Annotated in this window: 12 protein-coding genes and 2 pseudogenes; 10 read left to right on the top strand and 4 right to left on the bottom strand. The window is 42.6% G+C overall.

Going from position 1 to position 13,187, the window contains the following annotated elements; all coding sequences use genetic code 11:
* Positions 1-116: 116 nt before the first annotated feature.
* From CDG76_RS27945 to CDG76_RS27935, 3 genes are all read left to right on the top strand, one after another.
* Entirely contained in the window at positions 117-1,217 is a 1,101-nt protein-coding gene (locus CDG76_RS27945; RefSeq protein WP_094352128.1) for a Get3/ArsA fold putative tail anchor-mediating ATPase NosAFP, read from the top strand.
* A gap of 207 nt (positions 1,218-1,424) precedes the next feature.
* Complete coding sequence (gene chlG, locus CDG76_RS27940) at positions 1,425-2,495, top strand: chlorophyll synthase ChlG (protein WP_094352127.1); 1,071 nt, start codon at positions 1,425-1,427, stop codon at positions 2,493-2,495.
* Between the two features lie 78 nt (positions 2,496-2,573).
* Positions 2,574-2,861: a hypothetical protein gene (locus tag CDG76_RS27935; RefSeq protein WP_094352126.1), complete on the top strand. Its 288-nt coding sequence runs from the start codon at positions 2,574-2,576 to the stop codon at positions 2,859-2,861.
* A 60-nt stretch (positions 2,862-2,921) separates the two neighbouring features.
* On the opposite strand, the gene CDG76_RS27930 is transcribed toward CDG76_RS27935, so the two are convergent.
* The 4 genes from CDG76_RS27930 to CDG76_RS27915 form a co-directional block, all read right to left on the bottom strand.
* Entirely contained in the window at positions 2,922-3,878 is a 957-nt protein-coding gene (locus tag CDG76_RS27930) for an MDR/zinc-dependent alcohol dehydrogenase-like family protein (protein ID WP_094352125.1), read from the bottom strand.
* 96 nt (positions 3,879-3,974) lie between these two features.
* On the bottom strand, positions 3,975-4,547 hold the full coding sequence (locus CDG76_RS27925) for a hypothetical protein (RefSeq protein WP_094352124.1): 573 nt from the start codon (positions 4,545-4,547) through the stop codon (positions 3,975-3,977).
* 216 nt (positions 4,548-4,763) lie between these two features.
* On the bottom strand, positions 4,764-5,570 hold the full coding sequence (locus tag CDG76_RS27920) for an inositol monophosphatase family protein (RefSeq protein WP_094352123.1): 807 nt from the start codon (positions 5,568-5,570) through the stop codon (positions 4,764-4,766).
* A gap of 70 nt (positions 5,571-5,640) precedes the next feature.
* Positions 5,641-7,074: a BCD family MFS transporter gene (locus CDG76_RS27915; protein WP_094352122.1), complete on the bottom strand. Its 1,434-nt coding sequence runs from the start codon at positions 7,072-7,074 to the stop codon at positions 5,641-5,643.
* Between the two features lie 255 nt (positions 7,075-7,329).
* On the opposite strand from CDG76_RS27915, the gene CDG76_RS27910 reads away from it, so the two are divergent.
* The 7 genes and pseudogenes from CDG76_RS27910 to CDG76_RS27885 all read left to right on the top strand — a co-directional run bounded on the left by CDG76_RS27910 (position 7,330) and on the right by CDG76_RS27885 (position 13,186).
* Positions 7,330-8,127, top strand: coding sequence for an Rpn family recombination-promoting nuclease/putative transposase (locus CDG76_RS27910; RefSeq protein ID WP_094352121.1), 798 nt, complete (start codon positions 7,330-7,332; stop codon positions 8,125-8,127).
* Positions 8,128-8,145: 18 nt separating this feature from the next.
* On the top strand, positions 8,146-8,364 hold the full coding sequence (locus CDG76_RS27905) for a hypothetical protein (protein WP_094352120.1): 219 nt from the start codon (positions 8,146-8,148) through the stop codon (positions 8,362-8,364).
* A 280-nt stretch (positions 8,365-8,644) separates the two neighbouring features.
* A pseudogene (locus CDG76_RS38675) lies at positions 8,645-8,968 on the top strand (nuclease-related domain-containing protein); the annotation flags it as partial.
* Positions 8,969-9,376: 408 nt separating this feature from the next.
* Positions 9,377-10,579, top strand: a pseudogene (gene rpoD / locus CDG76_RS38670) (RNA polymerase sigma factor RpoD); the annotation flags it as partial.
* A 135-nt stretch (positions 10,580-10,714) separates the two neighbouring features.
* Positions 10,715-11,581 (top strand): tetratricopeptide repeat protein, encoded by an 867-nt coding sequence (locus CDG76_RS38665; protein ID WP_223265439.1) that lies wholly within the window; start codon positions 10,715-10,717, stop codon positions 11,579-11,581.
* A 165-nt stretch (positions 11,582-11,746) separates the two neighbouring features.
* Positions 11,747-11,971: a hypothetical protein gene (locus tag CDG76_RS27890; protein WP_094329757.1), complete on the top strand. Its 225-nt coding sequence runs from the start codon at positions 11,747-11,749 to the stop codon at positions 11,969-11,971.
* Positions 11,972-12,238: 267 nt separating this feature from the next.
* Entirely contained in the window at positions 12,239-13,186 is a 948-nt protein-coding gene (locus CDG76_RS27885; protein ID WP_094352117.1) for an aldo/keto reductase, read from the top strand.
* Position 13,187: the final 1 nt, after the last annotated feature.

Here is a 13,187-nt window from a genome sequence, read left to right as displayed (position 1 = left end):
TAAAGAACTCAAATCCGGGTTTTCTTTGACTCTGAAGTTGAATGCACAGGTTGAGAGTCTTTGTTAAGTGCTAAGTTGAAGTTGAAAAGATCGGCGGTGAAAATAGGAATCAACTAATGGCTCTAATATTGACATTTTTGGGCAAAGGCGGCACCGCTCGTACCAAAATTGCGATCGCCGCCGCCAAATTATTGGCAAGTCAAGGCAAGCGCGTACTCCTAGCTGGACAAGCAGAACCAACATTGCAAATCCTGCTGGGCACTCCCATTGCTGCCGATCCGCAGGAAATCGCTCCCAATTTGCAAGTAGTCCAGTTTCAAGCATCTGTACTACTAGAACGCAACTGGGACGAAGTGAAGAAACTTGAGGCGCAATATCTCCGCACACCCATCTTCAAAGACGTTTTTGGTCAAGAACTGGTAGTATTGCCGGGGATGGATAATGCCCTGGCACTGAATTCTATCCGCGAATATGATGCCAGTGGGAAATATGATGCGATCGTCTACGATGGCACGGGCGACTCTTTAACGCTGCGAATGTTGGGTTTGCCAGAATCTCTGAGTTGGTATGTCCGGCGATTTCGGCAATTATTTGTCAACTCCGATTTGGGAAAGACAATTACTGAATCACCCTTGATTCAACCGCTGATTAGCAGTTTTTTCAATATCAACTGGACAGCAGATAACTTTGCCGCTCCCACTAACCAAGTCAATAATTTCTTAGAAAAGGGGAGAGCCGCTCTAGCCGATCCCAAGCGTCTCGTTGCTTTCTTAGTGACTACAGGAGATCCGATTGAGGTCGCAAATGCTCGTTATTTATGGGGTAGCGCTCAACAAATCGGTTTAACTGTCGGTGGTGTTCTGCTTGTGTCTAACGAGACAAATGTCAACCTGTCAGAAGAATTTATACCCCTAACTGTGAGCATCGTTCCCAACTCGCCCACGGGTGATTGGCAACCACTGATAGACGCTCTACCAAACTTTGAAGCACAAGCTTTACAGGCTCCCAAACCGATTGAAATAGACATCCACAATCGTCAAGTACGCTTATTCTTGCCAGGATTTGACAAAAAGCAGGTCAAACTTACCCAATATGGGCCAGAAGTCACGGTAGAAGCAGGAGATCAGCGGCGCAATATTCCCTTACCCCCGGCTCTGAGTGGCAGACCCGTTGCTGGAGCAAAGTTTCAGAATAATTATTTGATAATTTCGTTTTAAGTTATGGGAATAGGGCATGGGGTATGGGGCATGGGGAATAGGGAATAGGGAAGAAACTTAATCCTAATGCCAATGCCCAATGCTCAATACAACTCTTGGAGAGGCTGCGCCAACGGCTTCTCTACGAGACGCTACGCGTTAGCGAAGCTTTCGCTTTAGCGATACGCTCAGTACAAGTGCCCAATGCCCAATTAATCAGTAAAAATTATGTCAGAATCAACTCCCATTACCCCAGACCCTAACCCGTCTGAAGCACTAGACTCAGTGGCAAATAATCTCAATGAGCAAGCGATGGCTCTGCCAACGCCAAGGGCGAACGCATCTGCCGATCGCAGTGCGAAAACTAGGCAGCTGTTGGGGATGAAAGGTGCATCTGCTGGGGAAACTTCAATCTGGAAAATTCGTTTACAGCTAATGAAGCCCATCACCTGGATTCCCCTAATTTGGGGCGTAGTCTGTGGTGCGGCTTCTTCTGGCAACTATACTTGGACGCTGGAAAATGTCTTGAAGGTAGCAGCCTGTATGTTACTGGCTGGGCCGTTGATGACAGGTTACACCCAAATCCTCAATGATTACTACGATCGCGAAATCGATGCCATCAATGAACCTTATCGCCCCATTCCCTCTGGCGCAATTCCCCTACCGCAGGTAATTATTCAGATTTGGGTATTACTGATTGCTGGCTATGCTTTGGCATTTGTGCTGGATGTGTGGTCTGGTCATGAATTCCCGACAATTACAGCGATCGCGATTATCGGTTCTTTCATCGCTTATATTTATTCTGCGCCTCCCCTGAAACTCAAGCAAAACGGCTGGCTAGGCAGCTACGCTTTGGGTGCAAGCTACATTACCCTACCTTGGTCTACAGGACACGCTTTATTTGGCGAACTGAATTCCACAATTGTGATTTTGACAATGTTCTACAGCTTGGCTGGATTGGGTATTGCCATTGTCAATGACTTTAAGAGTGTAGAAGGCGATCGCCAGTTAGGATTAAATTCATTACCCGTAATGTTTGGCATCACCACCGCAGCATGGATTTGTGTAGTAACGATTGATGTCTTTCAAGGATTGATCGCAGCTTATCTCGTCAGCATTCATGAGAATTTGTATGCAACGATACTAGTACTCTTAATCATTCCGCAAATTACCTTGCAAGATATGTATTTCTTGCGCGATCCTGTGAAGAATGATGTTAAGTACCAAGCCAGCGCCCAACCGTTTCTTGTTTTGGGAATGCTGGTAACAGGTTTAGCGCTGGGTCATGCTGGCATTTAATATACTTCTCAGTAGAGTTATGAATTAGGAGTTAGGAGTTAATATACTTTTAACTCCTAATTTGTATCAGAAAATGCCGTGTTAGAACTTATATTTTTCCTCATTCACGCGATTCAACCTTTGATAATCCCAATATCCTTTATCACTGCTTGGACTGTAACTATTCTCGTTATGTTAAGTCTCTGGACGGCGGCGCGAGATAGTGTGGCTACAGCCAAGCAAATGCATCAAATCCCCTGTACTGGTTGCCAATTCTTTACTGACAATTACCGCCTTAAATGTACTGTACGCCCATCTATTGCCAATACAGAAGAAGCGATCAATTGTCTTGACTATCAACCGAAGACGAACCCCTATCTGTATTAAGGAGCGGGGATTGGGGGCTGGAGATTGGGAAAGAGTTTCCCCAATATTCAATAACTATAACTATTCACTAATATCCAGCAATATTTTTAAAACACCGCGACTCTGGGCATGTTCAAAAGCCGCAAGCCCTTCAATGAGAGGGTAGGTGGCATGAATCAAAGGTTGCACGTCAATTTGTCCTGTGGCTAGTAGCTGGAGAGCCGGAGTAAAGGGGCCACAACGGGAGCCGATGAGAGTGATTTCATCTACTACTAAAGAAGAAACATCTAAGCTGAGGTTGCCAGCGTAAGTACTTTTAAGTACAAGAGTACCACGGGGACGTAGGGCGCGGCGGGCGATCGCAAATCCTTCTGGGTTGCCAGTACATTCTACTGAAATATCGAAATATCCATCTGTAACAGCCTCGGCTAGACTCGTTTTTATCCCCCGTGCTTCTAAGTTAGCCAGTTTGTCTCGATGACGCCCCACAGCTAAGAGTTCACAGCCAGTTAGAGCTAGTGTCTGAGCTACTAACTGCCCTAGTTTGCCATCTCCAACCACTAGCACCCGATGGTTTGGATGCAATGGCACTTGCTGCTGAATTTCCAAAGCTGCTGCTATAGGTTCAGTAAATGTTGCTACTTCTGTCGGCACATTATCGGGTACTAAATGCAGGTTCTCCACCGGCAAACAAAGATATTCACTAAAGGCTCCGTTGCGGTTGACAATACCCAGAACTGTACGATTTTCGCAGTGAGTTGGTTGTCCACTAAGACAAAACCGACAATGCCCACATACCGCGTTGATTTCTCCAACTACGCGCTGGTTAACTAAGTGTTCTGGCCCTTGTTCGACAATGCCGACAAATTCATGCCCCAAAATACCAGTGTAAGGATAGTAGCCTCTGAGTAGTTCCAGATCAGTGTTACAGATACCTGCACGCAAGACGCGTACCAAGGCTTCTCCTGGTGGCGGTTCAGGAATGGGAATATCTGTGCGTAATTGCAACTGGTTATTTTCGAGCCAAAGTCCTTTCATTTCTCTTCACATCCTTTACCTAATTATGTTGTCACAATCACTTTGAAAAATGTTTACAACTATAGGGGCATATATTCTGTACCGCCATACCCACACCTATGTCTCTGTAGAAGGTATTTCTTTAATTTTGCTTACATCAACTTTGCTTAACCAAGTAACTAAGTCGTCTGAGCCAAGTGCAATCTCACTCCCCAAGGTTTTGATATAGAGAAGTCCGTCACTGATAATTAAATCTCTAATTGGGTACCATGAATCTCGTGTTCTAATCAGAAGTTCTAACGGAATCCCTTGTCTTGAACTATGCTTGCAATATTTCCACCAGGCTCGCCATAGAATCACACATTTAGTACAGTTCATCTGATAGCCTTTGGGAACTTCGCAGTATTGATACTGATAGAAACCCCGACTATCTACTTCTCCTTTGAGGATATAACTATATTCTGCTAATGCCTGATTTATCAATTCCCACTGGGTTGATTTTGGAGAAATCGAGAATTCAGATAAGGTGTTAGATAGTTGAACAGTGGCAATTACGCCTTCAGATTTTGCTGTCAGCTGGTTGATTTTATACACTGTTTGCGCTGTCAAAACAGGATTTGACAACAAAATATCTTTTTTCTGAATAGAGTTTTGCACAAACTCTCGAATTAAATCTAGATTAGACAACATAAAATTTTTTATACTAAATTAACCAGTGTAATGAAAGTCATAACACTACTTAAATTAATAACTACACTGGTTTTGCACTTAAATCAGGATTATTACCAGCTTTATTTATACTCAATTCTTTGTTTAACTAGGGTTTTGTTAAGTTTAATATCGGGTATGCTATTGTCTACTAAGGTAGTTGACAAAATCACTGGTTTTAGGTTTACGATCTGCAAATTAAATTTTTACGCCTTCGAGAAAAGGTTGAAATACCGGAATTAATTCGGCACGACTAACCACAAGGGTGGGAAAAGAGCGATCGCTATAATCTTCTCCGGGTGATAATGGAAACGGCTCTGACTTGAGTGATGACCATACCCCACCAGCAGCTTGGACAATTACCCAAGCCCCGGCTATATCCCAAACCTTTGGTGTCGCCTCAATCCCACCGAGAGTAGCCCCAGTGGCAACTGTCAAAAAATTATAGCTAGCTACACCCAACATCCGAATTTTGCAAGGAAAGCCATTGCGGATAATTGCCGTGCTGCGCGAACAAAGGTTAAAAAAGTGATTATTGCTGGGACTATCTATACTAGTGTGGATGGGATGGTGGTTGAGAAATGCTCCTGTTGGTGTTGCTAAACTAGATGAACCTGCCCAGAAACCATGAAAAGCTTGATTCAGAGTTGGTGCGTAAACATACCCAAAAATGGGTGTACCGCGATACAGTAAACCCAGAGATATTGTCCAGATGGGAATGCCGCGCGTAAAGTTGGTTGTACCATCAAGAGGATCAATTACCCAGCACCACTCAGTACCGGGAAAAGACTGATCGCTCTCTTCGCTCAAAATGCCGTAACCAGAGAAAGTAGAAGCGATCGCATCCCGAATTTCTCGATCTGCCCATTTATCTGCTTGCGTCACCAAACTACCATCAGCTTTGTGGTCAGCCTGGACTTTCCCAAAATCTTGCATTAGCTGCTTGCCCACTCTGGTAGTGGTAGTTTGAGCAAAATCAAGAATTGTTGTCCAAAAATCATTCATTAGTCATTTGTCATTAGTCATTTGTCATTAGTCATTGGTCATTTGTCCGATGCCCAATGCCCTATACAGTTTAGTCTAAATCGCTTTCTAAAACAGATGCGATCGCTTGCTTGGTACTTGTTTGAAATTCTGTAATGTTCACCCGATTCAGAAACCAAATCGATAGCACCATTCCTACTGCTTCTAGAACGAATACCAGTCCATAAGCTAGTTCTACGGTTGGTAACAGCTTGCGTCCAATATCCAAAACTGTACCTCCGATGACTACCGCCACACCTCTAGAAAGGGACTGCGCTAATCCCCAGGCCCCAATAAACGTACCTGCGGCTTCTGCTGCGGTGAGATCCAACATCAAGCTAATTGCGGCTGTAGTTAAGAAACCTGTGGCTAAACCGAACAATACCAAACCTAGTTTGAGAACTGCTGCATTAGCTGTGAATCCTGATATACCTAGCAATATTGCACAGAACGCTACCAACATACAGCCAAAACGTGCGGTTCTGCGCTTACCCAAACGCGGGACAATATAAAAACCCGTAACGCCGTAGGCAATCAGCAAACCCGTTCCATAAAAAATATTTAATTTGGTACTTTCCGCTAAGGGCATTTTAAACACTTGACCCGCATAAGGTTCTAAAATCGGGTCTTGCATAAACAAACTGATGGTCATCACCAATAAAAAGGTGAAAAATATACCTGTTTGTGGGCTAGCTGTCAATATTTTCCAAGCATTGCCTAGAGTAATGCTGTCTTCCCGGTTCACCAGTGTGGAACGGGTTGAGTATTGGGAGTATTTTTTTTCTACGCCAAATGTCGCTGCGATCGCTAAACCAAATACAATTGCTGGGACGATAGTAAACAATCTGTTGATTGCTGGCTGCAAGGTTTCTACAGTTGCTTCTGGAGTTAACTGTTTCAGCAAGCTGGCACTAATAATCGCCCCAACAATAATCCCCACCATTAGCATCGACCAAACCACACCGACTACTTTGGAACGGTTATCTTCTTCAGATATATCCACCAACAAAGCAGCAAAGGCAGTACCGCTAGCACAAATTCCTAGACCGTAGACAGCGAAAACTAAAGCCAAAAGTGCTGTCCAACCGATTGTTTGGGTTGTCCATACCCAAGCACCTGAACTATTTCCAGCAAGATTCATCTGCCACATTACTTGTACAGCTAAAAATGCTGCGATCGCAAATATTGCCGCGCCCACCCAAACATAAGCTGTACGATGATATCTCCATAAAGGCTTGGCATCGGAAATCTGGCCGAACCAGACACGCGAAGGAGCAACAAATAAAGGCAGTGCTAGAACTACTGATACCAGCGTCGCCGGAATTGCTATTTCTTGAATCATGACTCTGTTGAGTACCCCCAGAGTCAAAATAGACATCATGCTCAACCCCATCTGAAATAAACCCAGCCGAAACATGGTCAGCAGGTTTACCCTTGGCACAGATAAGGATTTTGTTTTGGTATCAAATACTTCACCGCTTGCCATAGCTAGTTTTTCGTATGCTTTATAGGATTTAATCTCTCTCTTTAAATAAAGATAAACCCTACTCGCTTAAAATCAGCGAACGAAAAGTTGAAGTTGCGATTTGGCAAGCAATTATACACCTCAATTAGGGTATGCTTCAGCCAAGTTAGGATTAATTTTTAGGAAGTTGTAATCTGCGATGTCTACGACGGGTGGTTCCTGAGCGCAGCCGAAGGGCTACGCCTACGCATAACGAGAGAATTTTAGGATGAAATAGTGAAACGAGACTCCATTTACTATCAAATTTTTAAGCGCTTTCCTGGGTTACTCTTTGAACTGATTGATGTCCCTCCTCCTCAAGCACAAAACTATCGATTTGAATCACTTGAAGTCAAAGAAACGGCTTTCCGCATCGATGGTGTGTTTTTACCTCCAGAGGGTGCAACATCCAGAGTTATCTTTTTTGCTGAAGTTCAATTCCAAAGAGATGAAGCCCTCTACCATAGGTTCTTTACCGAGTCGCTGATGTACCTGAACCGGAATCGTTCTCAGTACGATGACTGGTTCTGTGTGGTAATTTTTTCATCACGCTCTTTGGAACCAAGGGATCAAAAAACTCATCGAATATTTCTCAACAGCGACCAAGTGCAGCGAATCTATTTAGATGAGTTAGGCGCGACTAATCAGCAGCCAATAGGCATCAACTTGATGCAGTTGACTCTAGCATCGGATGAAGTGATGGCAGAGCAAGCAAAGCAATTGATTGAGCGGGTAAAATTAGAGGAAACGGACACACTGCCGCGAAACGAAATATTAGACATCATCACCACAATTGCCGTTTATAAGTTTTCGACCTTGAGTAGAGAGGAAGTTGAAGCTATGCTGGGATTGACTTTAGAGCAAACAAGGGTTTATCAGGAAGCGAAAGCCGAGGGTCGAGAAGAACGGGAAGTTGAAATGTTGAAACTTACTGTCCCTCTGTTACTAAAAACAGGGATGAGTGTGGAGCAGATCGCTCAACACCTCAATGTTGATATAGAAGCTGTCCAGATCGCTGCACAGTCAACCACATAGAATGAGGAAGTTAAAGCTATGCTGGGATTGACTTTGGAGCAAACAAGAGTTTATCAAGAAGCGAAAGCCAAAGGTCGAGAAGAAGGCCGAGAAGAAGGTCGAAAAGAACGGGAAGCTGAAATGTTGAAACTTACCGTGCCTCTGTTACTAAAAACAGGAATGAGTGTGGAGCAGATTGCTCAACACCTTAATGTTGATATAAAAGCTGTCCAGATCGCCATACAACAAAATACATAGAATGGGCATTTTATGTCTGTTGTCATATTTTTGCAAAATGAGGAGAGCTTGATAAGAATCCTCAATTGTCATTTTATGGTTTCCAGAGCGATCGCACCAAAATATGACAGATTAAGATGCTCATGATTTCATCAGAGTTGAAACTTGCTAGTAAGTGACCTTAATAACAACTTCAGTTTTGGGAACTCTAATAATAGCCGTTACTAACTACAACATTTGGTGCAGATGGTATCCGCCCAAATAATTAAATTTAGTAACGATTTATTAAATTAGAGATTCTATGGAATTCTATCCCGACAATATTTTTGATGCCAATAATAACGCCGAGAAAGAAGTTTGGCAACAAGTAAAATCTGCCTTCAGGGATGATCCTGGTGAGGCATTTCATGGTTATCAGCTATTTGACAAAGACGGAAATCTTGAGCGAGAGATTGATATTCTTATTGTCCATCGTCAGCTAGGACTATGGGTGATTGAATGTAAAGGATGCTACATCAATGATATAGAGGCTATTAAGGGTGCTGAATGGAGAATGAAAAACTGGTATGAAGACCGCATAAAACCAGTTAACCAAGCACAATACCAGATGTTTGCGCTTAAAAACCATTTGCGTAAACAGCTAGATTTTTGCGCCTCATTAAACTTAAACTTTAGAGTTGCTATTCCCTTTATTAGCCAAGAACAGTGGCAAAATAAAGGATTTCATAATTTGCCAAACATTCAAGGTGTTGTACTGACTAGAGAAGATTTGAAACCTTATACTTTAAAACATAATTTTACTCAGAGTGTTCAAAGGAGACAAATAAATTTAACCGACGAACAATGGCGATCGCTAATGTGTGTTTTTGGTGGAACTAATCAGACACTTGTGGACAAAGCATCATTTTCAATATCCAAACACATCTCTGTAGAAAAAGAAAAAACGCACAAAACAGATGAATCAAAAACCCCTCGTCCTGTCTGTAAAATAATTAAGTTGCCCCGTTATAAGTTTCATGTTAATAGCTTTCCTATTACTGGTAACAACGTACTCGAAAGCATTTATCAGCCTGATCTAGAAATAAAAAATTAGCCTGAGATGTCATTAGAAGAACTCTTAATAAACGAAGAAGATGACTTACTGATCATCGATGAAGGTGAAGATGAGTTTTTAGAAATTCCGTTAGATGAAGAAGACGGTTACTCTATTAGGAGTGCGAACTTTTATCATTGGAAGCAAACTCAGAAAAAGCACTACACAGAAGACTCAATTCGCCTCTATCTAGAAGAAATTGGTCGCATTCGCCTACTGCGGGCAGACGAAGAAATTGAATTGGCGCGGAAAATTGCCGATTTGTTGGAATTAGAAAGGGTACGGGAAAAACTTTCAGAACAGTTGGAGCGTGACCCTAATGATAGTGAATGGGCAAAAGCTGTACAACTGCCATTACCAGCCTTTCGTTATCGGCTGCATATTGGTCGCAGGGCGAAAGATAAGATAGTGGTATCCAACCTGCGCCTTGTGGTTTCAATTGCTAAGAAATATATGAATCGCGGCTTGTGTTTCCAAGACTTAGTTCAGGAAGGTAGTCTTGGTTTAATTCGCGCCGCAGAAAAGTTTTACCACGAAAAAGGTTACAAGTTTTCTACTTATGCTACATGGTGGATTCGTCAGGCAATTACCAGGGCGATCGCCGACCAATCTCGCACTATTCGTCTTCCAGTTCACCTATACGAAACGATTTCTCGGATCAAGAAAACAACTAAGCTGCTTTCTCAAAACATGGGTCGCAAACCGAGTGAGGAAGAAATAGCTATTCGTATGGAAATGACCATTGAGAAGCTGCGGTTTATTGCTAAATCTGCCCAGTTACCTATTTCTCTAGAAACTCCCATCTATTTAGTTCTAGATAAAGACCCTTGGTTTTATAAGGGAGATATAGAAGAATATTTATGCTTGGCAGATTTTATAGAATCTGATGAGGAAACCCCAGAAGAACAAGTTTATAAAAATATGCTGCGGGAAGATTTAGAAAAAGTTCTCGACAGTCTTAGTCCCCGCGAACGAGATGTTCTCAGACTCCGCTACGGCTTGAATGACGGTCGCATGAAGATCCTTGAGGAAATTGGCCAGATTTTTCATGTAACCCGCGAACGAATTCGTCAAATTGAAGCGAAAGCACTCCGCAAGTTACGCCACCCCAACCGCAATAGCATTCTCAAAGAGTATATTCGTGGATGCCAACCACATAACTCGCAACAGAAGAAATATGAGGGGCAATCTAAGGGGAACCAGAATTATACCCGAAAGACAAAAAATGCTACTCATTACGTTCAAAAAGGGCTGACATGTCACCGTCATAGGGATTTTTTGGGAGCAATTGAGTATTTTACCCAAGCACTGAAGCTTAACCCCAATAATGCCCAGCTACACTACCAAAGAGGGCTAGCCAAGACTGAGGGAGAATTTCAGAAAGGAGCGATTGAAGATTTTACTCAAGCTATTAACCTAAACTCTCAATATATAGATGCTTACTACCAGAGGGGTCATGTTCACTACAGTTTGGGAGATAATCTAAAAGCAATTGAGGTCTACAGCGAAATACTATTCCTTGATCCCAATGAAGCCTTAGCTTACTTCTACCGTGGTTTTGTCCGTAGCAATCTGGGAGAGATGCAGGAAGCCATTGGTAATTACAGCCAAGCATTGAAAATTAAGCCTGATCTTGCTGAAGCTTATTTTCACCGAGGAGTTGCCTTTTATCGCTTAAAAGACTTACATAGAGCAATTGAGGATTACAATTACACTTTACGGATCTATCCCGACTTTGCTGAAGCTTACAGTCGGCGGGGGCTTGCACACTATTACCTGGGAAATTACCAAAGAGCGCTTGAAGATTATTCTCAAGCCGTGCAAATTAATTGTGAAGATACTCTAACATACTACTACCGTGGACTTGTGCATGAGAACTTAAGTGACTATATCAAAGCGCTTAAGGACTATAACCAAGTTTTGGAAATCAATCCCGCCTTTGCCGAAGCTTACTATAACCGGGCTAGTGTTCATTACAATCTGGGAAACTATCAACAAGCACTTGAAGATTTAAATCAATTACTGCGGATCAATCCTAACAATTCTCAAGCTTATAACAAACGAAGTAGCATTCGTGCTGCCCTGAAAGATTACCAAGGTGCAATGGAGGACTTAAAAAACGCTTCAGAATCCCACTATGTGTAATAGCAAATCAAAAATAACTTTATCAAACGCAATCAAGCCATATAAAGATATCAATATTAAAATGTGGTTTTAACTACGCTATTCCATTGAATTAGTAAGATAAAATTGCCGTATGTATGTCATCAAACTACTTACCTTCATCTAGTAACCAAAAAGGCATAAGCAATGACTAAAGAACCAGTCAAAGTAATATTATGGGAAGAAAATCAAAAAGATTTTCTCAAAAAATTCTACGATCTCCAATTTACTCCCAGAGTAGGAGAGGAAGTTTACTTAAAAAAGGAAAGATGGAAAGTAACCAGAGTTGAGCATGATGTAGAAATTAGTGAGATTAATGTCTACATGGAATTAATCAAAAAACCCAAGCAGGATAAATCCTCTAATTCATAAATACAAGTAAATACACTCAACTATAGCAATCCTATTTGATTTGTGAGAATTGCAACCCGCAGATCCCCGACTTCTTCAAGAAGTCGGGGATCTTGTTTATGCGCGTTTGATTCAGGTTTTAAATTTTTATGCAAGGCGCGATGTCTATGACGGGCGTAGCTGCGGCACTAGAAGATTTGCAGCCAAGTGGTGACGATCGCACCCAATCTTGTCTATAACGATACACTATAAAAGTAAAGAAATGTAAATAAACTAAATTTTGCAACCGTGGAAAACATCACATTGGGGCAAAATGGCCCATCTGTTACACCCTTGTGCATAGGCACTTGGGCTTGGGGTGATAAACTATTTTGGAATTATGGCGATCGCTACGGACCAGAACAGTTACAAGAAGCCTTTACCGCAGCCTTAGAAGCTGGTATTACCTTCTTTGATACTGCCGAAGTCTACGGAATGGGACTATCAGAGAAATTTTTGGGACAATTTCTCCAACAGACACAACAATCTGTACAAATCGCCACAAAATTTGGCCCACTACCGTGGCGATTTACAGCCCAATCCGTCTCTGATGCTTTAACAGCTAGCCTCAAACGCTTGCAATTAGAGCGAATCGCCCTGTATCAAGTGCATTGGCCTTTTGCCTTCTTTTTAAGTCAAGAAACTTTGATGAATGCCCTAGCGGATGAAGTGAAGCGGGGCAGAATTGCGGCAGTTGGTGTAAGTAATTACTCAGCAGAGCAAATGCGAGACGCGCATCAAATATTGGCAGCCCGTGGAGTGCCTTTGGCTGTGAACCAAGTGCGCTATTCTTTACTCAGTCGCCAAGTTGAAAGCAAAGGTATTATCACAACTGCCCGTGACTTGGGTGTGACTATCTTGGCTTATAGTCCTTTAGCTCAGGGATTACTCACAGGCAAGTACAGTATTGATAGTGCTGAAACTCCCACTGGTGCGAGGAAAATAGACGCGCGATTTAAGAAAGAAGGACTGCAAAAAATTGCCCCAGTCATATCTTTACTACGCAACTTCGGGGAAAAATACGATCGCACTCCTGCCCAAGTTGCTCTCAACTGGTTAATTGCTCAGGGGAACGTTATTCCCATTGCTGGGGTGAAGACAGCCGAACAGGTACGGCAAAATGCTGGCGCTTTGGGCTGGAAATTGAGCGACGATGAAATTGGAGAGTTAGAACTAGTTAGTCGTCCTTGGCTGTAGT

It is taken from the genome of Nostoc sp. 'Peltigera membranacea cyanobiont' 210A (assembly GCF_002246015.1).
GTDB lineage: Bacteria > Cyanobacteriota > Cyanobacteriia > Cyanobacteriales > Nostocaceae > Nostoc.
This window is presented reverse-complemented; position numbering and strand designations above follow the sequence as displayed.